At 62.9% G+C, this 21447-nt stretch carries 22 protein-coding genes; 16 read left to right on the top strand and 6 right to left on the bottom strand.

Translation table 11 applies throughout. The features are described from left to right. The first annotated feature begins 28 nt into the window (after nt 1–28). The 5 genes from G7A66_RS02585 (at nt 29) to G7A66_RS02605 (ending at nt 4786) form a co-directional block, all read left to right on the top strand. The gene (locus G7A66_RS02585) at nt 29–577 is read left to right on the top strand and encodes a DUF1285 domain-containing protein (RefSeq protein WP_174294153.1); all 549 of its coding nucleotides are present in this window, start codon (nt 29–31) and stop codon (nt 575–577) included. Next, nucleotides 574–1176 carry a CoA pyrophosphatase gene (locus G7A66_RS02590; RefSeq protein WP_174294154.1) on the top strand — a complete coding sequence of 201 codons (603 nt, stop codon included), beginning with the start codon at nt 574–576 and terminating at the stop codon, nt 1174–1176. The genes G7A66_RS02585 and G7A66_RS02590 overlap by 4 nt, the downstream gene beginning before the upstream one ends. Continuing rightward, nucleotides 1169–2353 (top strand): CCA tRNA nucleotidyltransferase, encoded by a 1185-nt coding sequence (locus G7A66_RS02595; RefSeq protein WP_174294155.1) that lies wholly within the window; start codon nt 1169–1171, stop codon nt 2351–2353. Before G7A66_RS02590 ends, G7A66_RS02595 begins: the two co-directional genes overlap by 8 nt. A gap of 242 nt (nt 2354–2595) precedes the next feature. Beyond that, entirely contained in the window at nt 2596–3933 is a 1338-nt protein-coding gene (locus tag G7A66_RS02600) for a DEAD/DEAH box helicase (protein ID WP_174294156.1), read from the top strand. 304 nt (nt 3934–4237) lie between these two features. Next, complete coding sequence (locus tag G7A66_RS02605; RefSeq protein WP_174294157.1) at nt 4238–4786, top strand: hypothetical protein; 549 nt, start codon at nt 4238–4240, stop codon at nt 4784–4786. A gap of 64 nt (nt 4787–4850) precedes the next feature. Here the strand turns inward: G7A66_RS02605 and parC are convergent, their stop codons facing one another. Genes parC through G7A66_RS02625 form a run of 4 tightly spaced genes read right to left on the bottom strand, consistent with a single transcriptional unit; the run spans nt 4851 to nt 9722 of the window. Then, nucleotides 4851–7163 (bottom strand): DNA topoisomerase IV subunit A, encoded by a 2313-nt coding sequence (parC, locus tag G7A66_RS02610; RefSeq protein WP_174294158.1) that lies wholly within the window; start codon nt 7161–7163, stop codon nt 4851–4853. A gap of 47 nt (nt 7164–7210) precedes the next feature. Next, nucleotides 7211–7546, bottom strand: a complete 336-nt coding sequence (locus tag G7A66_RS02615; protein ID WP_174294159.1) for a 2Fe-2S iron-sulfur cluster-binding protein — start codon at nt 7544–7546, stop codon at nt 7211–7213. Continuing rightward, nucleotides 7543–8625, bottom strand: coding sequence for a cysteine desulfurase family protein (locus G7A66_RS02620; protein WP_174294160.1), 1083 nt, complete (start codon nt 8623–8625; stop codon nt 7543–7545). The genes G7A66_RS02615 and G7A66_RS02620 overlap by 4 nt, the downstream gene beginning before the upstream one ends. Next, nucleotides 8622–9722 carry a cysteine desulfurase family protein gene (locus tag G7A66_RS02625; protein WP_408609228.1) on the bottom strand — a complete coding sequence of 367 codons (1101 nt, stop codon included), beginning with the start codon at nt 9720–9722 and terminating at the stop codon, nt 8622–8624. Before G7A66_RS02625 ends, G7A66_RS02620 begins: the two co-directional genes overlap by 4 nt. A 102-nt stretch (nt 9723–9824) precedes the next feature. Between G7A66_RS02625 and G7A66_RS02630 the strand changes: the two genes are divergently transcribed. Next, the gene (locus G7A66_RS02630; protein ID WP_174294161.1) at nt 9825–10481 is read left to right on the top strand and encodes an alpha/beta hydrolase; all 657 of its coding nucleotides are present in this window, start codon (nt 9825–9827) and stop codon (nt 10479–10481) included. A 190-nt stretch (nt 10482–10671) separates the two neighbouring features. Continuing rightward, nucleotides 10672–11382, top strand: coding sequence for an energy transducer TonB (locus G7A66_RS02635; protein ID WP_174294162.1), 711 nt, complete (start codon nt 10672–10674; stop codon nt 11380–11382). A gap of 19 nt (nt 11383–11401) precedes the next feature. Here G7A66_RS02635 and G7A66_RS02640 read toward each other — a convergent pair whose 3' ends face one another. Then, a complete protein-coding gene (locus tag G7A66_RS02640) occupies nt 11402–11593 on the bottom strand; it encodes a hypothetical protein (protein ID WP_332310472.1) in 192 nt (63 codons plus the stop codon). A 109-nt stretch (nt 11594–11702) separates the two neighbouring features. Between G7A66_RS02640 and G7A66_RS02645 the strand changes: the two genes are divergently transcribed. Beyond that, nucleotides 11703–12128 (top strand): DUF3597 domain-containing protein, encoded by a 426-nt coding sequence (locus G7A66_RS02645; RefSeq protein WP_174294164.1) that lies wholly within the window; start codon nt 11703–11705, stop codon nt 12126–12128. Between the two features lie 78 nt (nt 12129–12206). Continuing rightward, nucleotides 12207–14066, top strand: coding sequence for a DUF885 domain-containing protein (locus tag G7A66_RS02650; RefSeq protein WP_174294165.1), 1860 nt, complete (start codon nt 12207–12209; stop codon nt 14064–14066). A gap of 85 nt (nt 14067–14151) precedes the next feature. Here G7A66_RS02650 and G7A66_RS02655 read toward each other — a convergent pair whose 3' ends face one another. Further along, complete coding sequence (locus tag G7A66_RS02655) at nt 14152–15762, bottom strand: phosphoenolpyruvate carboxykinase (RefSeq protein ID WP_174294166.1); 1611 nt, start codon at nt 15760–15762, stop codon at nt 14152–14154. 209 nt (nt 15763–15971) lie between these two features. Here G7A66_RS02655 and G7A66_RS02660 point away from each other — a divergent pair, with 209 nt between their 5' ends. The 7 genes from G7A66_RS02660 to G7A66_RS02690 all read left to right on the top strand — a co-directional run bounded on the left by G7A66_RS02660 (nt 15972) and on the right by G7A66_RS02690 (nt 21444). Continuing rightward, nucleotides 15972–16802 (top strand): response regulator transcription factor, encoded by an 831-nt coding sequence (locus G7A66_RS02660; RefSeq protein ID WP_174294167.1) that lies wholly within the window; start codon nt 15972–15974, stop codon nt 16800–16802. A 76-nt stretch (nt 16803–16878) separates the two neighbouring features. Further along, nucleotides 16879–18462, top strand: coding sequence for a sensor histidine kinase (locus tag G7A66_RS02665; protein WP_174294204.1), 1584 nt, complete (start codon nt 16879–16881; stop codon nt 18460–18462). After that, nucleotides 18459–18878 (top strand): HPr kinase/phosphorylase, encoded by a 420-nt coding sequence (locus tag G7A66_RS02670; RefSeq protein ID WP_174294168.1) that lies wholly within the window; start codon nt 18459–18461, stop codon nt 18876–18878. The genes G7A66_RS02665 and G7A66_RS02670 overlap by 4 nt, the downstream gene beginning before the upstream one ends. Next, on the top strand, nt 18875–19888 hold the full coding sequence (gene rapZ / locus G7A66_RS02675) for an RNase adapter RapZ (RefSeq protein ID WP_408609229.1): 1014 nt from the start codon (nt 18875–18877) through the stop codon (nt 19886–19888). The genes G7A66_RS02670 and rapZ overlap by 4 nt, the downstream gene beginning before the upstream one ends. Before the next feature lie 53 nt (nt 19889–19941). Then, nucleotides 19942–20355 carry a PTS sugar transporter subunit IIA gene (locus tag G7A66_RS02680; protein WP_174294169.1) on the top strand — a complete coding sequence of 138 codons (414 nt, stop codon included), beginning with the start codon at nt 19942–19944 and terminating at the stop codon, nt 20353–20355. Continuing rightward, the gene (locus tag G7A66_RS02685; RefSeq protein ID WP_174294170.1) at nt 20352–20630 is read left to right on the top strand and encodes an HPr family phosphocarrier protein; all 279 of its coding nucleotides are present in this window, start codon (nt 20352–20354) and stop codon (nt 20628–20630) included. Before G7A66_RS02680 ends, G7A66_RS02685 begins: the two co-directional genes overlap by 4 nt. Nucleotides 20631–20643: 13 nt before the next feature. Further along, complete coding sequence (locus G7A66_RS02690) at nt 20644–21444, top strand: TrmH family RNA methyltransferase (protein ID WP_174294171.1); 801 nt, start codon at nt 20644–20646, stop codon at nt 21442–21444. The last annotated feature ends 3 nt before the right edge of the window (nt 21445–21447 follow it).

The raw sequence follows: 21447 nt of genomic DNA on the forward strand, positions 1-21447 counted from the left end.
ACGCGGGCGATCTGCCATCGCTTGGCGCATGCCCTACGAACCGCCTCCAGAAATCGCTGGCCTCACCCTTGCGCAGGTTGCGGAGCAGGTGAAAGCCCGCAAACTGCCCCCGCAGGAGGAATGGTCGCCGCAGCAGGTTGGCGACAGCCTCATGCTGATCGCCGCCGATGGAAAGTGGTACTACGAAGGTTCAAGGATCGAGCGCAAGGCAATGGTCCGCGCCTTTTCCAGCCTGTTGATGCGCGATGAAGACGGGGGCTATTTCCTCGTCACGCCCATGCAGAAACTGTCGGTCGAGGTGGAGGACGCCTGCTTTATCGCCGTCGATGTGGCACGTCGCGACGGTAATCTGGTGTTTCGCCTCAACACCGACGATCTGGTGATTGCCGGACCCGAACATCGCCTGAAGGCGCGCGGCGATGCCGACACGCCCAAGCTGTACCTGCACGCCCGCCGCGGGTGCGAGGCAAGGCTGGACCGCTCGACCTACCAGCAGCTAGCCGCTCTGGCGCTGGAGGAAGGCGATGACTGGAATGTCACCAGCAACGGAGAGACCTTTTCTCTGAAACCGCAATGAGTGAATTGTTCGAGGATCTTTCGCGCCTGTTCGACGAGGGGCACCGGCAGCATATACCGGACCTGCTGACCGACCGGCACTTCGCACGAGGTACACCGCGCGCGGCAGCCGTTCTGATCGCCGTGACCGAACGTCCGGTGCCCGGCGCACTGCTAATCCACCGCCCGCACGACATGCGCAGCCATCCCGGACAGGTCGCCTTCCCGGGCGGCAAAATCGATCCGGGCGAGGATGCAATCACCGCCGCACTGCGCGAGGCCCATGAGGAACTCGGGATCAGCCCGCAGGATGTCCGGATCATCGGGGCGACCGACCAATATCAGACAGGCACCGGATTTGATGTCACTCCGGTGCTGGGCGTCATCCCTCCCGATCTGCCCATCACGCCGAACTCCGCCGAGGTAGCGGATTGGTTTGAGGCTCCCTTCCGCTTCCTGCTCGACCCCGACAGCCGCAGGCGGCAGGAGACGCAGTGGCGCGGCGATACGCGGCGCTATTACGAAATGGACTGGCAGGGACACCGGATCTGGGGCGTGACCGCCGCGATCATCGCCAATCTTTCGCGGCGGCTCGCCTGGCAGGAACTGCTGGATGGCTAGGCACCTGCCATCGGCCGAATGGACCCTTCGGGGCGATCTTGCGGCACTCGTCGAAGCGCTGGGCGAAGGGCAGTTGCGCTGGGTGGGCGGCGCAGTGCGCGACACGCTGCTGGGCCTACCGGTGGCCGACATCGACGCGGCCACGCCTCTGCTTCCCGAAGAGGTTATGGACCGGCTGAAACATGACGGCATCCGCTGCATACCGACCGGCATCGATCATGGCACGGTAACAGCCCTGCTCCCCGGTGGAAATGTGGAAATCACGACGCTTCGGCAGGATGTTGCAACCGACGGGCGGCACGCTGTGGTCTCTTTTGCCAAGGATTGGAGGGCGGATGCAGCAAGGCGCGATTTTACGATCAATGCATTGTTCGCCGAACCGGGCACGCTGCTGATCCACGACTATTTCGGCGGACTCGGCGACCTCGCGGCGGGCCGTGTGCGCTTCATCGGCGAAGCGGTAGAGCGCATCCGCGAGGATCATCTGCGCATCCTGCGCTATTTTCGCTTTCAGTGCCGGTTCGGCGCGGCGCTCGATGCAGAAGCGGAAGCTGCCTGCGCCGAACTCGGCCCGCTTCTGGCGAAGCTTTCGGCCGAACGGGTCGCAATGGAGGTGCTGAACCTGCTCGCCCTGCCCGACCCGACTGCCACGGTCACTCGCATGTTGGAAAACGATGTATGGAAAGTCGTTCTGCCGGAAACCGGTCCTTCGGAACTGACCTGCCTCGCCAGTCTGGTCGCCAACGAACGACGTGCGGGAATGCCTGCAGATCCTCTCCGCCGTCTCGCCGCCCTGCTGCCCGCCAATGCCGAAATGGCGCGTCAGGCAGCGCAGCGCCTGCGCCTCTCGAACCGCCAGCAAGACCGCCTCGCCTGTGCAGCCGGTCGCGGAACTGGGGCCGAAGCAGGGACTCGGTCTCGCGAATTGGCTTACCGACTGGGAATGATCTGCGCGCAAGACCGGATGCTGATCGACGGCCATTCACTCGCGCCGCTGGAGAACTGGACTGTGCCAGCACTACCCGTGAGCGGGAAGGATATAATCGCCAGAGGCATTTCGCCCGGCCCGCAAATTTCCGACATTTTAAAGAAGGTTGAAAGCCACTGGGTTGCCGACAATTTCCCCGGCGAACAGCGTGTCAGAGAATTGCTCAACCGGGTTCTCGCAGAAGAATAAGCCCCGCTTGCGTAATTTGATTGCTTATTCCTGCCGTCGCACCTATCTGGGTGTTCTGCCATCCGGCGCGAACTTATTCGCGCAATCGGCTGCGAGCGTGAACCTGCCCTTCGGCGGGTCCCGCACCGACTAGCGGATCTGGCACTCGAAGCTTCCCCATACACGCAAGGGTCGCATTGACCGACCCCACGCGCCCGGACGGCTTTTGCCTGTCCGCTATGGCGCTGCATGAAAGTATTATTATGTCTTATTTCGAAACTCTCGGCCTTGCCGAACCCTTGCTGCGCGCCCTGAAGGCGAAGGATTACAGCGAACCCACCCCGATCCAGCGTCAGGCGATCCCCGCCCTGCTGGAAGGCCGCGACCTGCTCGGCATCGCGCAGACCGGCACCGGCAAGACGGCGGCGTTCTCGCTGCCTTCGCTGCACCGGCTTGCAGCCAATCCGGTTGGCCGTCACCCTGCATCCTGCCGGATGCTGGTGCTTTCTCCAACGCGTGAACTGGCGGCGCAGATTGCCGAAAACATGCGTGCCTATGCAAAGTTCCTCGACCTGTCGGTCCAGTGCATCTTCGGCGGCGTGCCTGCCAGCAAGCAGGCCAAGAAGCTGGTGCAGGGCTGCGATATTCTGGTGGCAACGCCGGGACGTCTGCTCGACCTGTGCGATCAGCGCGCGCTGACCCTGCGCAATGTCGAGATCTTCGTTCTCGATGAAGCCGACCAGATGATGGACCTTGGCTTCATCAAGCCGCTGACCCGCATCGCCAACATGCTGCCCGACAAGCGTCAGAGCCTGTTCTTTTCCGCGACCATGCCCAAGGCCATTGCCGATCTCGGCAAGCGTTTCATCAAGGATCCGGTTCGCGTTGAAGTCGCACCGCAATCCACGACTGCCGAGCGCGTCGAGCAATATTCGACCTTTATCGACCAGAAGGAAAAGCAGGCGCTGCTTACCCTCAGCCTGAAGAAGGGCCTGGAGAGCGGCGAGATCGAGCGCAGCCTCGTCTTCACCCGCACCAAGCATGGCGCGGACCGCGTGGTTCGCCACCTGGTTGCCGCCGGCATCAACGCTGCGGCCATTCACGGCAACAAGAGCCAGGCCCAGCGCACGCGCGCTTTGGACGGTTTCCGCGACAATCGCGTGCCTGTGCTGGTCGCGACTGACATTGCAGCGCGCGGCATCGACGTTCCGGGCGTGAGCGCGGTATTCAATTTCGAACTGCCCAATGTGGCCGAACAATATGTTCACCGCATCGGGCGTACCGCGCGTGCGGGCCGGAACGGCATGGCTATTTCCTATGTCGCACCGGACGAGAAGCCCTATTTGCGTGATATCGAGAAGCTGACCGGCGTTCGCCTGACGGCCGTTCCGATCCCCGAAAACTTCGTGACCCAGGCAGCGGCCCTGCCCGCGGCCGCTCGTCACCCGTCCGGTGCGGAACGTGCCGAGGGCGATCGCCCCCGCACTCGCCGGGGCAATGGCGGCGGAAACGGAAGCGGCAGGCGCAAGCCTCAGGCTTCCGCGCGACCGGCCGGTAATGGTGGTGGTCAACGCAACCGAAGGCCCCGCGCAGGCGCCTGACGCCTTTCGGCCTCAGGCCGCGAATAAGTACCGGTTCGGCGGGGCAAGTTCGGCAGCGGACTTGCTCCGCCTTGCATTTGCGCTCTAGGGGAACGGGCGGAAGCTAAGGCTGGCAAACACTCTCTGCAGTTCAGCGCGATTTAATCTGCGCACTGCCAGAGTGGCATGACCGGTCGCGCTCCTCAATTTTCGGATGCGCATGTTCCTGTGCCTGCAAGGGTTCGGGCCAGTCCGATACTTCAGATGGTCGCATCCTTCGTGGCATCGGCCTTGCAAACGACGACACTATACGGAGTCTCTTTATATGAAATTCGCGAAACTCGCCGCCGCTACCGCCATTGCATTCGGCGTTCCGGCAGCAGCTTCCGCCCAGGATGCCGCACCTGCCGCATCCGCCGCCGCAGAACTGACGATCGCCCCGGGCGTAACCATCTACGATCCGCAGGGCGGGCTCGTCGGCACCGTTCTTGAAGTCAGCGACGACGTCGTTCTGGTGAACACCGGCAAGCACACCGCACCCCTGCCGGCGAACGCTTTCGCCAAGGGTCCGAACGGCCCCATCATCTCGGTCACCCAGGCACAGCTGAACCAGATGCTCGACGAACAGATGGCTCAGGTTGCAGCGCAGCGCGATACCGCGCTGGTCGAAGGCGCCATGGTTCACACGGTCGACGATGCGATGCTGGGCACCGTCACATCGATCGACGCCGATAACATCGTCGTGACGGGCGAAAACGGCCCGGTCGCGATGCTGCGCGATCAGTTCGCCGTCAACCCTGAAGGCACGCTGATCGTCCTCTTCACCGAGGCGCAGATCGCCGAGGCAGCTGCCGCGGCAACACCAGCTGGTTGATCAGTTAAACGTCAACTCTCGAAAGGGGCCGGTTGCGGAAAGCGCGACCGGCCCTTTTTTCATGTCAGAAGCGATTGTCGCGAGGGAACCCCTGCGGCGGCATCCGCCCCGCTGCCCCGCGTGCGACTTTCCACTGCCACATGTCGGTTTCCGTCCGCGTCCGCCCGGTTTCCCCGCCCATTGCCCAGCTCAGGCCATCTTCCAGCTTGAAGGTGACTGCATCCGACATACCGCCGTCGCGATAGCGCTGCAATTGCACGCCCTGGCCGCGAGCCAGCACCGGAAGTTCCTCAAGACTGAAGACGACCAGCTTGCGATTGTCGCCCACAACGGCGACATGGTCGTGGTCGGGCGCGATCTCGCGAACCGTGACGAGCCGGTTGTCGCCCTTCAGATTGACGACCTGCCGGCCTTTGCGCGTTTCAGCCAGCAACTCGCTCGTCTGCGCGGCGAAGCCCTTGCCGTTGGCGGCAACCAGCAGCAATTGCGCGTCGGCCCTGTGGCGGATCAGGCCGACGATCCGGGCGTCGGCATCGATGTCGAGATTGTTGCGCAAAGGTTCGCCGAAGCCGCGCGCACTGGGCAGCTTGTCCGCCCCCATGGTGAAGAACCGGCCGTTGTCGGTTATGACGAGCAGCTTGTCCGTCGTCTGCCCATGCAGGACGAAGCCAGCCTCGTCGCCTTCCTTGTACTTGAAGTCGGTGTCCAGTGGAACGTGGCCCTTCGCCGCCCTAATCCAGCCCTTTTGCGAGAGAATGACGGTGACCGGCTCCTTCTCGATCATGGCCTCGAGCGAGAATTCGACTGCCGGCGCAACCTCAGCGATTGTCGTTCGGCGCGCGCCCAGGACAGTGTCCTTGCCATATTCCTTCTGCAATTTCCGCAGGTCGCGTTTCAGTCGGGTTCGCTGACGCGCCGGTGAATCGAGCAGCGCCTCCAGTTCCTCGCGCTCCTTCAGCAGATCGTCGCGCTCGCCGCGCAGCTGCATCTCCTCCAGCTTGCGCAAGGAACGCAGCCGCATGTTCAGGATTGCTTCGGCCTGTCGGTCGGTCAGCTCAAATTCTGCCATCATGACCGGCTTCGGCTCGTCCTCACCGCGGATGATCTCGATCACGCGATCGAGATTGAGGTAGGCCGCGATGTAGCCTTCGACCAGTTCCAGCCGAAGGGCGATCTTTTCCAACCGGTGGCGACTGCGCCGCTGCAAGATGTCGATCTGGCTGGCGAGCCAGTTCGAAAGCAGTTCCTTGAGCCCCATCACCAGCGGCGTCCGTGTGGCATCCAGCACGTTCATGTTGAGGCCGAAGCGGGTTTCAAGGTCGGTCAGCTTGTAGACCGATTCCTTCAGCAGATCGGGGTCCACCTTGCGGCTGCGGGGGACCAGCACCAGCCGGATGCGCTCGTCGCTTTCGTCGCGTACATCTTCAAGGATGGGCAGCTTGCGGTCGGCGATTGCAGCGGCGATCTGTTCGATCAGCTTGCCCTTCTGCACCATGTAGGGAATTTCGCTGATAACCAATTGCCACTGGCCTCCGCCCAAGCGCTCGATGCCAGCGTCGCGATCCGCTTCAGTCGCGGCTTCGGCAGCATGGAAGCGTCCCCGCACCCTGAACGACCCGCGCCCTGTGCGATAGGCTGCGGACACGGCCGCCGGGCTGTCGACGATCAGGCCTCCGGTGGCGAAATCCGGCCCCTGGAACAGTTCCATCAGCCTTTCATGTTCGACCTGCGGATTGTCGATGATCTCCAGCGCCGCGTCGATGATCTCATGCGCATTGTGGCTGGGGATGCTGGTCGCCATGCCGACCGCGATGCCGCTGGAACCGTTTGCCAGCAGGTTCGGAAACAGGCCGGGAAATATCTCCGGCTCTTCCTCCTCGCCATTATAGGTCGGCACGAAATCGACTGTGCCCTCGTCCAGCCCCTGCATCAGGGTCATGGCGGTGCGGGTCAGGCGGGCTTCCGTATAGCGGTAGGCAGCGGCGTTATCGCCGTCGATGTTGCCGAAATTGCCCTGCCCCTCGACCAGCGGATATCGCAGCGCGAAATCCTGCGCCAGCCGCACCATCGCGTCATAGACCGACGCGTCGCCATGCGGGTGGTATTTGCCGATGACGTCGCCGACCACGCGGGCCGATTTCTTGAAGGCATCGGTCGGGTTGAGCTTCAACTGCCGCATCGCCCAGAGCAAGCGGCGGTGGACCGGCTTCAACCCGTCGCGAAGGTCGGGCAGCGAACGCGCCGTGATGGTGGACAGCGCATAGACGAGATAGCGCTCCGAAAGCGCTGCGTCGAAAGGGGCATCGACGATGCTGTCGAAGGGATCGGGGCTGTCGATGGGATCGGGTCCGGCCAGGTCGGTCTTGTCGGTGGGCATGGTGCCTGTCCTAACACCGCTTTGCCCGGCCGACAAAGCGGGAACATTCAGATATTCTGCATATCCCTGCTTTCGGCGGGGATATTTACGGTGAGACCATCGAGCCTCGCCTCCAGGTCGATCTGGCAGGCGAGGCGGCTCGTCGGCCCGGCACCTGTGGCGAGGTCGAGCATGTCCTCCTCTTCCTCACTCGGTTCGGCAAGCCGGTCGAACCATTCGGGCGTGACGATCACATGGCAGGTGGAACAAGCCATCTGCCCCTCGCAGGTTCCCTCCAGCGGCATGCCCGCTGCCTGGGCGACGCGCAGCAGATTGTCGCCTTCACGGGCCTCGGCCTGCGCGCTTGCGCCGTCAGGGGTGATGAAATGCACTGTGACGCTCATGCGGTCTGCTCCTTTGCGGCGCGGTTGATTGCGGCCGCGGCAACCTCGATTTCAGCAAGAGTCGTATAGCGCCCGAAACCTAGACGGATCGAATTTCGTGCCTGCGCATCGGAAAGGCCAATCGCTTTCAGCACATGACTGGTGCGACCCGATCCACTGGCGCATGCGGAACCGGCGGAGAAGGCCACATCGCGAACCTCGGACATCAGGCGGTTCACATCCAGACCGTCGCGCCGCAGGTTCAGGTTCCCATGCCAGCGTTGCCGCTCGCTGCCGTTGAGGGTCCAGTCCGAGAGAGCGTCGCGCGCCGCCTGCCACAGGTCTTCCACATGTGCGGCATCCTCTTCCCCCCGCTCCAGGGCAATCTTCGCTGCCACGCCAAAGCCTGCGCACAAGGCGGGACTGAGCGTACCCGAGCGAACATCGCCTTCCTGCCCGCCGCCGGTAATGACAGGGTCGAGTGATACGCCTTCCTTCACCCACAAGGCGCCGACCCCCTTGGGGCCATGCAGCTTGTGCGCTGACACGGCGATCAGATCGGCCTCGGCAATCTTCATACGCCCCGCCGCCTGCACCGCATCGACCAGCAGCAAGGCTCCGTGTTCCGCTGCCAGTTCGGCGGCCCGTGCGATGGGCTGAATGGTCCCGATCTCGTTATTCACCTGCATGGTTGCGATCAGGCGAGGTGCAGCTTCGAGCGGCGGCTCAGGCACGATCAGACCTTCCGCATCCACCGGCCAGATAGCGCATGGCCCGGCATTGCGCACCGTGTCGAGCACGGCCGCATGCTCGATGGCAGAGGCCAGCACCGGTCCCGTCGCGAGGTTCGCAGAACCGCGAATGGCGAGATTAATGCTCTCCGTCGCGCCGCTGGTGAAGATGACCCGCCCGCCGCCGGGGAAAAGCGCAGCCACCTGTTCGCGCGCGACCTCCACCGCCGCTGCGGCCCGCCGCCCCATGCGGTGCGGACTGTGCGGGTTGGCGAAGCCCTCGCCCTCCGGCCCGTCGAGCCATTGCAGCATCGCGGCCTTCGCTTCGGGAGCAAGCGGCGTGGTAGCCTGATAATCCAGATAGATCATTGCACATCCGTCGCCATCGCCAGCCACCGGGCGGTGAACGCCTCCACATCTGCTGCGCTGGAACTCCATCCAACGCTAATGCGAATGATCCTGCTGGCGAGATCGTCCTCGATCTGCATCGCCTTCAGCACATGGCTGCCTTTCAGACTGCCGGACGAACAAGCCGACCCGAGGCTGACGGCAAAGCCTGCCATGTCGAACCGCATCAATTGCGCGCTGCCGGACAGGTTCGGCATGGCGATGCCGTGGATGAGCGGCGTGGGGCGCGCCAGCCGATCCGACAGCCAGACACCTCCGGCACCCCGCACCAAAACGGCAAGCCGTTCGAGAGCCGCCAGCACGTCGGGCGGGCAGAATGGCTGCGTCGCCTGCTCCAGCGCGGCAGCAAATCCGAGTGCTGCTGGCAGGTTCTCCGTGCCGCGGCGATAACCTCGCTCCTGACCGCCAGCCGGAGCCAGCATCGCGTAATCGCGAACCAGCAGCGCCCCGATCCCGGGTGGCCCGCCCAGCTTGTGCGCCGAGATGATCGCCATGTCGCACTCACTCGGCAGCGGATATTTGGCCGCAGACTGTGCGCAATCGGCGACAAGCAACCCGCCGGCTGCATGAACCCTGTCGGCAACGGCCTGCATATCCTGCGCCGCGCCCGTTTCCGAGTTGATGGCTTGCATTGCCACTATCGGTGAGGCTCCACCAGAAAGAGGCTCCAGATCGACCGAGCCGTCCGGCGCAACCAAAAGCATCGTCGCATCAGGAGCGGCGCCGTGGACCGCATCATGCTCCACCGCGCTGACGAAGCGTGTCCCAGCGCCACTTCCCGAACCGTTCCCCTTCACAGCGCAAGCCCGGTTAAGCGCCAGCCAGGCCGCCTCGCTCGCCCCGCTGGTCAGGATGACTTCCCCGCTCCAGCCGAGCTCCTTCCTTATCCGGTCACGCGCATCTTCCAGCGCGACGCGGGCCTTGCGTCCCTCCGCATGCGGGCTGGACGGGTTGGCCCATCGCTCCATGCCTTCCGCCACCGCTGCCAGTGCTTCGGGCCGCATCGGGGTGGTCGCTGCATGGTCGAGATAGATACGGTGGATGGAAAGTCCCTTCACTGTGCGCGCGCCGATTGCGAAACGCGCGTCACACACTATATAGCGCCGGTCCGCATATGCGCCACCGCATGTGCCCCTAACTTTTCCGACAGGTTCCCGCAAATGCCCTCAGTCATCTTTCCCGGCCCCGAAGGGCGCCTCGAAGGCCGCTATTCCCCCGCTCCGCGCCCGCGCGCGCCCGTTGCCATGATCCTGCACCCGCATCCGCAGGGCGGCGGGACGATGAACGAGCGGATCACGCAGCGCCTGTACAAGACCTTCGTGGATCGCGGTTTCGCCACCTTGCGCTTCAATTTCCGGGGTGTCGGGCGCAGTCAGGGCAGCTTCGACAATGGCGTTGGCGAACTCAGCGATGCGGCCAGCGCACTCGACTGGGTGCAGTCCATTCACCCCGAAGCGCAGGTGACCTGGGTCGGAGGCGTCAGCTTCGGTGCGCTGATCGGCATGCAATTGCTGATGCGCCGCCCCGAAGTGCGCGGCTTCATCTCCATCGCGCCGCCTGCGAACATGTACGACTTCAGCTTCCTGGCACCTTGCCCGGCAAGCGGCATCTTCATCCAGGGCACGGCCGACACAGTGGTTCAACCCGCTTCTGTCCAGAAGCTGGTCGACAAGCTGCGCACGCAGAAGCACATCACGATCCACCACGAGGAAATCCCCCGTGCCAACCATTTCTTCGAGAACGAGATGGAAGATCTGATGGGTTCGGTCGACAATTATCTCGACTTCCGCCTCTCGCCGGATTGCCCGATCAAGTAATTAGCGATCGGTCGAACCGAGCAAAGCGCCCGCCCCGGTTTTCCGCGGCGGGCCTTTTGTTGCGCGTCATTCAGTTGCGAAAAGCGACGCGAAACCTCTTGCCAGACCGTGTTACACCATCTCATGATGCGATGTTATATCATACGCGCTTGGATCAACCGGCTCGATGATGGAGAGAGGAGCCACAGAAATGGCCTATGTAAATCAGGAAGGGAATACTGCCCGGACCAAAGCGATCATTGGTGTTATCGGAATCCATGCAATTATCGGTTATGGCCTGGTAACCGGCCTTTCATTCGAAAAGATCGCAGCGGCCATCGACAATCCCGAGGGGATATTCATACCGGTTCCGAAACCAACGCCGCCGCCGCCACCGCCCGCCGATCCGAAGCCCACCCGGACACCTCCAAGCGCCGCGCCTGCTCCTTACGTGCCGCCTATTCCCGCACCCCTGGCCACCAGCGCCCCCGATGTTTCGGCCACCACCATCATACTGCCGCCGCTGCCACCGCTGCCAGTGCCGGGCACATCTGGAACGAAGGCTGGTGCCTTGGACAATCTCGCCCTTCCTGCCCCTGCACCCAAGGCGACCCCAACGGGTGTGGAGCCCAGCCCGGTTCGCCCGCGCGGCAATCCGGGTGAATGGGTGACCAACAATGATTACCGCTCATCATGGATCGCAAGGGAAATGGAGGGAACGGTGACATTCCAGGTGGCAATCGATGCGCGGGGAAGGATTACGCAGTGCTCGATCCTGAAAGGCAGCGGTCATTCTGAACTGGATGCGGCGACCTGCGCCAACGTGAAGCGCCGTGCGCGGTTCGAAGCCGCGCGTAATGCGCAGGACCGCGCCGTGCCGTCGACCTACAGCAACACGGTGCTCTGGCGAATTCCGGAGTGATCGCTGGCAGATCGCCAGATTAATCGGTCACCTGCTCGGCGGGCACGCGCCCGTCGGGCGTTGGCACGATCCAGATCGCCACATTGGCGAAGGCGATAGCTGCCAGCACCACCATCAGAACGACCTGCTTCCGAGGCCCCCCGCGACGGTGCAGAAACCATGCGCCCGCAAGGAGAGCCAGAGCGGCCAGCACGACGAGGGAGAGAACCATGTCCATGCCTGCGTTCTTACCAAGAGGGGTAGCGCAGGGGAACCGTCTACAAGGCCCGTCGGTTTGAACGAAAAGCGCGGCGACGGGCCGCATTCAGGAGAAGCGACAGATGGGCATTTTCAGTTCGATCAAGCGGGCGATCTTCGGTGAGGATGCCGAAGCCAGAGAAACCGCGACAGCGCCGCCTGCTGCTACGGCCCGCCCCGGCGCTGCCGCTCCGCGCTCGGTTCCGTCTAAGGCACCGCCTCCGACCGGCACGCCGACAAGTCATTCCGTGCGCGTTTCGCAGGTCGATGTCGAGAATTCGCTGGATTCGATGCCAGGCGCCGACAGGCTGAACTGGCGCACCTCCATCGTCGATCTGATGAAGCTGATCGGCGTGGATTCCGATTTCGAGAGCCGCAAGGCGCTGGCGCATGAACTCGGTCGCGCCGATTATTCGGGCGACGCGGAAGACAATGTGTGGCTGCACCGGAAGACGATGCAGGAACTGTCGCGTAACGGCGGCAAGGTTCCGGCTGAATTCCTCGATTGAGGAGGATTGCCCCAGACCTTCCGAACTCGCGAGTGCGACACGTTTGACAGGTTGCACCCGCCGCGCCAGACACTGCGCATGACAATCAAACATACGCACACTCTCACCCGCCGCCAAACCCTCGCCGGGATGGCTGCGGGTGTTTCCATGACTACGCTCTCTGCCTGCACGGGCGGGATGGCGAATACCAGCGGCCTCCGCGCCAACCCGGCTGACGGTAACCCGCTGCTGGACGAGATCGCGTATAATCTGCTGGTGCATGAGCCGGAGCGGGCGACCAGCCTCGGCGTCGACACCGCCACGCATGCGCGGCTGCGCTCCATGCTCGAGGATCAGTCGCCGGACGGCCAGCAGGCCTATGCCGCGACCTTGCGCCGCGATCTGGCGCGGGTTCGCGCAACGGACACGCAGGGCTTCACGCCCGAGACACGAACCAGCTTCGAAGTGGTGGAAAGCGCTTATTCCACCGCGCTGGACGGTTTCGCCCTCCCTTATGGCGATGTTGCTGTCGGAAGCTGGCGAAACGCGCCCTATGTCGTGATCCAGAATGTCGGTTCCTATCTCGATTTGCCGCGCTTCATGGATTCCGTCCATCCGCTGCAGGACAGCGCCGACGTCGATGCCTTCGCCTCGCGCTTGCAGGCCATCCCGGGCGTACTGGATGGTGAGTTGATCCGGATGAGCCGCGCCACGGCAATGGGCGTCATTCCGCCCGATTTCCTTCTGGACAAGGCTATTGCCCAGATGGGCAGCACTCTGGATGATGCGCGAAACGGCGTTCTGTTTATCGCCCAGATGCGGGAGAACCTCGGGAAGAGCGGTTTGCCCGAAGCGCCTGCCGATGCCCTGACATCGGTCGTCACCGGCCCCATCGCCGCGGCGCTGGAGCGCCAATTGGCGGAGCTGCGCCGGCAAAGAACGATGGCGACGAGCGAACCCGGCATGTGGGCACGGCCGCAGGGGGACGAATGGTACGCATGGGCGCTGCGGGCCAGCACCACGACGCCGCTATCGGCGAATGAAGTGCATGAGCGCGGGCTGGAAGAGCTGGCCGCGCTGCACGGCAGGATGGAGCCGATCCTGCAATCCATCGGCTATACCACCGGCACGGTCGGCGAAAGGATGCAGGCGCTGTCAGCCGATCCGCGCTACAAATTTGCCGAGGGCGACCCGGGGCGCGCCGAGATCATGGCCTTCATCAAGGATCGCATCGCCTGGATCACCGGCCAGATGCCGCGGGCCTTCAACACGCTGGTCGACCCCAATCTGGAGGTTCGCCGCCTGCCGCTGGCGGAAGAGCCCGGTGCTCCCGGCGCCTATGGCGGTGCCGGCAGCAAGGATGGTTCGATCCCCGGCCGCATGTGGATAAATCTGAGGACAACCGATCTCCATCGCAAGTATGACCTTGCCGACCTGACCTATCACGAAACTATCCCCGGCCATGTCTGGGAAGGCGAATATTCAAACCGCCTGCCGCTGATCCGGTCGATCCTCGCGTTCAATGCTTTCTCCGAAGGATGGGCGCTTTACGGCGAACAGATTGCAGATGAACTCGGCGCCTATGACGATTTCGCGGTGGGTCGCCTTGGCTATCTGCAGAGCCTCGCTTTCCGGGCCTGTCGGATGGTGGTGGATACCGGCCTGCACTCCAAGCGCTGGAGCCGCCAGCGCGCCGTTGATTTCTTCGTCCAGCGTAATGGTAGTAAGGCCGAAGAAGTGGCCAGCGAGGTTGATCGCTATTGCAGCTGGCCGGGGCAGGCCTGCGGATACAAGGTGGGCCATAGCGAGATCGTCCGGCAGCGCGCCCGCGCGCAGGCTGAACTTGGTGAGGCCTATGACTTCCGCGCCTTCAACGATGCAGTCGTACTCGGCGGGAACGCACCGCTCGATGTGATGGCGAACAATGTCGGGCGCTATATCGAGGCTGCGCGCAGCTGAGCCGCGCAATGTTCGCAGGGCCATGAAAGAGGGCGGCGGAACCGGGATGGTTCCGCCGCCCTCTTTTATTCAGTCAGGCTGAGTGTCAGGCCGCCTTCGGGGCTGCGTCGCGCACGCCCTGATCGACATGGGGCGCGAACTCGGCGAAATTGTCGACGAACAGGCGCACCAGCTTCTGCGCCGTTGCATCGTAATCGGCAGGATCGGACCAGGTTGAACGGGGATCGAGGATGGTCTGGTCCACGCCCGCTTCTTCAAGAGCCGGAACGCTCACCGGTACGTCGAAGCCGAAATTGGGATCGCGGCGGAATTCGACATTATCCAGCTTGCCGTCAAGCGCCGCGTTCAGCAGCGCGCGCGTCGCCTTGATCGGCATGCGGTTGCCGGTGCCGTACTTCCCGCCGGTCCAGCCGGTGTTGAGCAGCCAGCATTGCACGCCGCCCTTGGCGATGCGTTCCTTCAGAAGATTGCCATACACGCTGGGATGGCGCGGCATGAAGGGCGCGCCAAAGCAGGTGGAGAAAGTCGCTTCCGGTTCGGTCACGCCGATCTCCGTGCCAGCCACCTTGGCGGTGTAGCCGGACAGGAAGTGATACATCGCCTGATCGGGCGTCAGGCGCGCAATCGGCGGCAATACGCCGAACGCATCCGCGGTCAGCATCACAACATTCGAAGGCACCGGACCGAGGTTCTTTTCCGACGTGTTCGGAATGAATTCAATCGGATAGGCACCGCGGGTATTTTCGGCGAGGCTGTTGTCGTCGAAATCCAGTTCGCGGGTTTCAGGGTCCATGACCACATTTTCCAGCACCGTGCCGAACTTCCGCGTCGTGGCGAAAATTTCTGGCTCGGCCTCTTCGGACAGGCGGATCATCTTGGCATAGCAGCCGCCTTCGAAATTGAAGACCGCCGTGTCCGACCAGCCATGTTCGTCATCGCCGATCAGCGTGCGGCTGGCATCGGCGGACAGGGTCGTTTTGCCGGTGCCCGACAGACCGAAGAACACGGCCGTCTTGCCGTCCGCGCCGATGTTGGCGCTGCAATGCATCGGCATCACGCCTTTCTTCGGCAGCAGGTAATTGAGAATGCCGAAGACGCTCTTCTTCATCTCCCCGGCATATTTCGTTCCGCCGATCAGGATCAGCTTTTCCGACAGGTTCACCGCGATCACAGTTTCGCTGCGCGTGCCGTGCCGTTCAGGGTCGGCCTGGAAGCTCGGCAGATCGATGATCGTATATTCCGGTTCGAACCCGTCCAGCTCTTCCGCCGTCGGGCGCACCAAAAGCGTACGAATGAACAGATTATGCCAGGCCAGTTCGTTGATGACGCGCACGTTGACGCGGTGTTCGGGCTGTGAACCGCCGAACAGGTCGGCGACGAACAGTTCCTGCTTGTCGGCGACCGCTTTCATGAAATCGGCCTTGAGCGCTGCGAAATGTTCGGGCGTCATCGGCACGTTGACCTTGCCCCACCAGACGCTGTCTTCCGTTTCTGCATCGCGGACGATATATTTGTCCTTTGCGCTGCGACCGGTGTGCGAACCCGTTTCGACCACCAGCGGACCGTCCTTGGCCAATTGCCCTTCGCCGTTCGCAAGGGCCTCTTCAACCAGTTGAGCGGTGTTGTAATTGGCGTGGATGAGAGCATCGGTCGAGATGCCCTGGGCGGACAGGGAATAAGAAAGCGGGGCGTTCACGGCAAGCTCCTGACAAAATCCGGCTGAAGGGGCGGATCACTGCGGGATTCGCAAGGACGATCGGCCCGCCAATCCCTTGCGCATAGTGCGCTGCCCGCAGATCGTCAAATCGGCGGTGCAGAGCCTTGAGTAGCAACTCTTTTTTACCTGTCGCGTGAAGGTTCGCTGTGCGTTGTCTTGTCAGCGCGCAGGGGCTAGGTTCCAGCCCCATGACAAACCATCATTCGGCAGGCCCTGACCACGATCCACAACCAGCCAACAGCGCACCCGACGCCTCCGGAATCGCGGACCCCATAGTTGACGCACGGGCACAGCGCCGGGCGGACCGCCGCGTCATTGCGCTGGTCGATGACGACCGGAACATCCTGACCTCGGTGTCGATCGCGCTCCAGTCGGAGGGCTACGCTACGCGGGTCTATTCCGATGGCGTGACTGCCCTCGCCGCATTGATCGACAATCCGCCCGACCTCGCCGTGTTCGACATCAAGATGCCGCGAATGGACGGGATGGAACTGCTGCGGCGGCTGCGCGAAACATCGGCGCTGCCGGTTATCTTCCTCACCAGCAAGGATGACGAGCAGGATGAGGAAGCGGGTCTTGAAATGGGGGCCGACGACTACATCGCCAAGCCGTTCAGCCTGCGCCTTCTGCTCGCCCGCATTCGCGCCATCCTGCGCCGCGGCGGTGCAGGGTCGCCCGACGGCACGGGCGCTGTTCAGGCCGATGCCGTGACGGAAAAAATCTCGCGTGGCCGCCTTTTGATGGACCCGGCGCGGCACCAGGTCAGCTGGGATGGCCGCCACGTCTCGCTTACCGTGACCGAATTCCTGATTCTCGAAGCCCTGGCCATTCGGCCCGGCGTGATAAAGAGCCGTAACCAGCTAATGGATGCTGCCTATCCCGACGACGTGTTCGTCGATGACCGAACGGTGGATAGCCATATCAAGCGCGTGCGCCGCAAGTTTCGGGCCGTCGACGGGGAGTTCGACGCGATCGAGACACTGTATGGCGCCGGCTACAGCTTTACCGACGATGGCTGACATCGCCGACGCTCGGCACGGGGGCGCGAGCGGTGTTCCCGAGCATCAGGAGGAAGACGGCCCCGCAAACAGGGTCATGGTTCCCGCTGCGGTGAGCGAACAAACGCGTCTGCGCCGGCTCGATAGCCTCGGCTGGTCGAGCCGCTTGTCGCTGACCGCCCGCATTCTCGCGGTAAATCTGCTGCCGCTGCTACTGCTTGGCGGCGGCGTCTTCTATCTCGACACCTATCGCAAGCAGCTGCTCGACGAACGGTACAAGCTGGCCCGCATAGAAGCGCAGATCACTGCCGAGGCTTTGGCCGGGGCGACGCGCGAGCGGCAGGAAGCGCTGCTGATCCAGATCGGCAAGGAACAGGACATGCGCCTCAGAATGTACGATGGCGACGGCATGCTCACTGCCGACAGTTTCGAGCTCGATGCACCCGCCTTCACCTTCGACAATATTGCCACACTGTCATGGGACGAAGACTTCGCCCTGATGCTCGATCGCACGGTCGACACGATCGTCGGCGCGGAACCCATTCCCGATTACATCGAACCGCGCAGCCCCCGCGCAGATGTATGGCCCGAACTTGCGCGCGCGAGGGAGCAAGGCCTGACGCAGATCCAGTTGCGCGATGCCCCCGACGGAACGCCCGTGATCAATGCCGCCGCACCCGTGGGACTGAAGGGTGCCTCGCTGCTCACCACCCGCAACGCCGTGGATATTACCGAGAGAGTTCGCCAGGCGCGTACCACCCTCGGCTTCGGGGTGGCGCTCGCGCTGACGACGTCGATCCTCCTGTCGCTGTTCCTCGCGCGTACGATCGTCAGCCCACTCCAATTGCTGGCGCGCGCCGCTATCAGGGTACGGCTTGGCCGCGACCGTGATGTGGTGGTGCCCAGGCTGCCGGAAAGGCGGGACGAAATCGGCCTTCTCGCGCGTGCCGTGTCGGATATGGCGGATGCCTTGCGGCAACGGATCGACGCGGTCGATCACTTCGCCGCCGATGTGGCGCATGAGATCAAGAATCCCCTGGCTTCCCTGCGCAGCGCGATCGAGTCGCTGTCCCGCGTGGAGGACCCGGAACTGCGCGCGCAACTGCACACCATCGCAAGCCACGACGTCCGCCGGATAGACCGGCTGATCACCGAGATTGCCGACGCCAGCCGCATCGATGCAGAACTGTCACGCACGATATTCGAAAATGTCGATATTGCAGCTCTCGTCCGCAACATCGTCGGAACGCGCGAGGATCGTGCGGAGAACGAAGGTATCGAGATCGCACTCGACTTGCCGCCTTATCAACTGATCATTCCGGGTGCCCCTGCAAGGCTCGAACGTATCATCGAGAACCTGCTCGACAATGCCGTGTCCTTCTCTCCGCCGGGCGAACGCATAGAGATCCGCCTCGTCGATCAGGAGGATCACGTGACCCTCTCGGTAAGCGATCACGGCCCCGGCATACCCGAACACGCCCGCGACAAGGTGTTCGAACGGTTCCATTCGGACCGGCCCGAGGCCGAAGCTTTCGGCGATCACAGCGGGTTGGGTCTGGCTATTGCTAGGACAATCGCGACTGCGCACGACGGCAAGCTCCTTGCGCTCGACCGCGAAGACGGAACGGCCGGTGCCCGGCTACAGCTCGAACTACCGACGGGGCGGAGCGCGGAAGATTGACCGGAGTTCTGCACCAGGCTGGATGCGTGGCGCTGGGGGGACGAGGGATCGTGATCGAAGGCCCGCCGGGAAGCGGGAAATCTTCACTCGCACTGGCGCTGATCGACCGGGGTGCCATGCTAGTCGGTGACGATGGCATCTTGCTGTTCGCGAAGAATGGGCGATTGCGGGCGCAAGCAGCGCCGGCGACTGCGGGTCTGCTCGAAATACGCAATGTGGGCATCGTGATACTAGATCATGTTTCTGCTCCGGTCTGTCTGCGCGTCGTGCTCGATGACCGGGCACCGCGCCACGTTGAAGAGGCTGCATCACCGAACTGGCACGATCACCCCATTCCGCTGCTGCGCATGTTTCCCGATACAGCGGCACTTCCACTGCGGGTTGTACACGCATTGCAGCTGCACGGACTGCCTTGAGCCTTTCCTCCATCCGCAAAGACCCGCACAATCGCGGAATGCCGCTCGATTCGCCAAAATCCGCAGATAAATTTCAATCGCCGGGCGTTGCTGCGGACGACCGAAAGCGGATCGCGCTCGTGACCGGCATGTCGGGCGCTGGCAAGACGACGGCTTTGCGTGTTCTCGAGGATCTGGGGTGGGAAGCCATAGACAATTTCCCGATCCGCATGCTCGATCGCCTGATCGACGGTCCCGATCCTTCGCCTGGACCGGCTCGGGGCGAGATGCACCCGATGCTGGCGATCGGCTTCGATGCGCGAACCCGTGGCTTCGTTCCGAACGATATTATCTCGCTGGTAAGAAGCCTTGCCGGACGCGACGATCTGGTCGTCACCACTCTCTTCCTGGACTGCAACAGCGCCGAACTGGAAAGAAGATATAACGAGACCCGCCGCCGTCACCCCCTGGCGCATGGCCGCCCTGTCATCGAAGGCATCAAGGCGGAACGCGAACTTCTCGAACCGCTGCGCCGCTGGGCGGATGCGGTGATCGATACTTCGGGGCTGGCGACCAATCAGCTTCAGCAGGAGATGCGCGAACGCTTCGCGGTTGCCGCATCGGCCGAAACTTCAATTACGATCACGAGTTTCGGCTTTGCCCGGGGAATGCCGCCGCTTGCCGACTTCGTGTTCGACATGCGTTTCCTGGACAATCCACATTGGGTTTCCGAACTTCGCGACCAGACTGGACTGGACGCACCCGTGGCCGCTTACATTGCCAGCAACCCTGCGTTTGCATCAGCTTTCGGGAATATCCGCGACCTGTTGCTTGGCGTGATTCCGGAATACAAGCGGCAGGGCAAGAGCTACCTCACCATTGCATTCGGCTGCACCGGCGGGCGCCACCGCAGTGTCTATACGGCACAGGAAATGGGTCGGGCCTTGCGCGAGGCGGGTTTTTCACCCACGGTAGTGCATCGAAATCTGGAGTCGCGTGCAGCGGACCAGATCGAAGGGCCGCAAACATGATCGTGCAAGACTGAGCGCTTGATCATGCAACGCACGGGATTCTTGAACCTCCTATGATCGGCATGATCCTGGTAACGCATGGCCGTCTGGCCGAAGAGTTCGTCAACGCGATGGAACATGTGGTCGGCCGGCAGGAGGCGATCGCCACCATCTGCATCGGCCCCAATGACGATATGGAGGTCCGCCGTGCGGAAATCGCCGCCGCTATCGGGGACGTTGACAGCGGCAACGGCGCGATAATCCTGACAGACCTGTTCGGCGGCACGCCGTCCAACCTGGCGATATCGCTGCTGGATGCCGGGCGCGTCGAGGTAATTGCCGGAATAAACCTGCCGATGCTCATCCGTCTGGCCGGTGCGCGAAAGACCATGACGATCACTGCCGCCGTGGGTGCTGCAAGGGACGCCGGACGTAATTACATCACGATTGCATCGGAGTTCCTCGGTCATGAGGCGAAAGCTTCATGACCGAGATCCGGCGAAGTGTCGAAATCGTGAACCAGCGCGGACTGCACGCCCGTGCCAGCGCCAAGTTCGTCAATGCGGTGTCCGAGTTGCCGGGCGAAACGCAGGTTCGGGTCGAAAAGGACGGTAACAGCGCTGTCGGAGGATCGATCCTCGGTTTGATGATGCTGGGCGCGGCCAAAGGAGACTGCGTGGATGTGATCGTCGCGGGCGAAAATGCCGACATGGTGCTCGGCAATCTCTGTGCCCTGATCGAGGACGGCTTCGGCGAAAGCTGAAGCCGGTGAACATATGCGCAGGGAGATCACCGGTTTCTCCAACCCGACCGTCAAATATCTGCGGTCGCTTCGGGACAAAAAGTATCGCCGCAGGGAAAAGCGGTTCCTTGCCGAAGGATTGCGGCTGCTGACCGACGCGCGCGAATGCGGACGATTGCCGGAGATGCTGGTTATGGCCGCAGGGCGGAACCGGCATTCGCTTCTGGATACGCTGGAGAGGGATGTTCTGGCTGCTGGCGGTGAGGTGGTCGAAACCACGCCCGACATTCTCACCAAGATTACCGGCAAGGATAATCCGCAAGCGGTAACGGGCATGTTCCGCGAATTCGATACTTCGCTCGGCAGTCTCGACCGCGATGCAGCACCGATCTGGCTGGTCGCCCAGGCGCTTCGCGATCCGGGTAATCTGGGAACCATGTTGCGGACTGCCGATGCTGTCGGCGCCGGCGGAGTGATCCTGATCGATGAATGCGCCGACCCGTTCAGCGTCGAAGCGGTTCGGGCCAGCATGGGCGCGATCTTCACGAAGGCCATTGCGCAGGCTGAATGGGGCGAATTTCAATCCTGGCTCAGGAGCGGCGCTGGACAATTGGTCGCAGCGAGCCTGCGCGAGGCGGTGCCTTATCGCGGTGCCGCATATGCTGCACCGTGTTTCCTGCTGGTAGGCAATGAATCGCGCGGTCTGCCCGAGGAATGTGAAGCAGCCTGCGATCTGCGCGTCACCATGCCCATGCGCGGGCGGGCGGATAGCCTGAACGCTTCCGTGGCGGCGGCGGTGCTGGCTTACGAGGCGCTTGCCCGCCTCGATCCCTGATCT

Origin of the sequence: Alteripontixanthobacter muriae, assembly GCF_013336795.1 — a bacterium.
Taxonomy (GTDB): domain Bacteria; phylum Pseudomonadota; class Alphaproteobacteria; order Sphingomonadales; family Sphingomonadaceae; genus Pseudopontixanthobacter; species Pseudopontixanthobacter muriae.

What these genes read in the sequence shown, in the direction of transcription:
- G7A66_RS02620 (WP_174294160.1), bottom strand. Translation starts at nt 8,625, where the DNA reads ATGATCTATCTGGATTATCAGGCTACCACGCCGCTTGCTCCCGAAGCG.
- G7A66_RS02590 (WP_174294154.1), top strand. Translation starts at nt 574, where the DNA reads ATGAGTGAATTGTTCGAGGATCTTTCGCGCCTGTTCGACGAGGGGCAC.
- G7A66_RS02640 (WP_332310472.1), bottom strand. Translation starts at nt 11,593, where the DNA reads ATGGTTCTCTCCCTCGTCGTGCTGGCCGCTCTGGCTCTCCTTGCGGGC.
- parC (WP_174294158.1), bottom strand. Translation starts at nt 7,163, where the DNA reads ATGCCCACCGACAAGACCGACCTGGCCGGACCCGATCCCATCGACAGC.
- G7A66_RS02595 (WP_174294155.1), top strand. Translation starts at nt 1,169, where the DNA reads ATGGCTAGGCACCTGCCATCGGCCGAATGGACCCTTCGGGGCGATCTT.
- G7A66_RS02685 (WP_174294170.1), top strand. Translation starts at nt 20,352, where the DNA reads ATGACCGAGATCCGGCGAAGTGTCGAAATCGTGAACCAGCGCGGACTG.
- G7A66_RS02585 (WP_174294153.1), top strand. Translation starts at nt 29, where the DNA reads ATGCCCTACGAACCGCCTCCAGAAATCGCTGGCCTCACCCTTGCGCAG.
- G7A66_RS02605 (WP_174294157.1), top strand. Translation starts at nt 4,238, where the DNA reads ATGAAATTCGCGAAACTCGCCGCCGCTACCGCCATTGCATTCGGCGTT.
- G7A66_RS02690 (WP_174294171.1), top strand. Translation starts at nt 20,644, where the DNA reads ATGCGCAGGGAGATCACCGGTTTCTCCAACCCGACCGTCAAATATCTG.
- G7A66_RS02600 (WP_174294156.1), top strand. Translation starts at nt 2,596, where the DNA reads ATGTCTTATTTCGAAACTCTCGGCCTTGCCGAACCCTTGCTGCGCGCC.
- G7A66_RS02615 (WP_174294159.1), bottom strand. Translation starts at nt 7,546, where the DNA reads ATGAGCGTCACAGTGCATTTCATCACCCCTGACGGCGCAAGCGCGCAG.
- G7A66_RS02635 (WP_174294162.1), top strand. Translation starts at nt 10,672, where the DNA reads ATGGCCTATGTAAATCAGGAAGGGAATACTGCCCGGACCAAAGCGATC.
- G7A66_RS02630 (WP_174294161.1), top strand. Translation starts at nt 9,825, where the DNA reads ATGCCCTCAGTCATCTTTCCCGGCCCCGAAGGGCGCCTCGAAGGCCGC.
- G7A66_RS02680 (WP_174294169.1), top strand. Translation starts at nt 19,942, where the DNA reads ATGATCGGCATGATCCTGGTAACGCATGGCCGTCTGGCCGAAGAGTTC.
- G7A66_RS02645 (WP_174294164.1), top strand. Translation starts at nt 11,703, where the DNA reads ATGGGCATTTTCAGTTCGATCAAGCGGGCGATCTTCGGTGAGGATGCC.
- G7A66_RS02660 (WP_174294167.1), top strand. Translation starts at nt 15,972, where the DNA reads ATGACAAACCATCATTCGGCAGGCCCTGACCACGATCCACAACCAGCC.
- G7A66_RS02665 (WP_174294204.1), top strand. Translation starts at nt 16,879, where the DNA reads ATGGTTCCCGCTGCGGTGAGCGAACAAACGCGTCTGCGCCGGCTCGAT.
- G7A66_RS02650 (WP_174294165.1), top strand. Translation starts at nt 12,207, where the DNA reads ATGACAATCAAACATACGCACACTCTCACCCGCCGCCAAACCCTCGCC.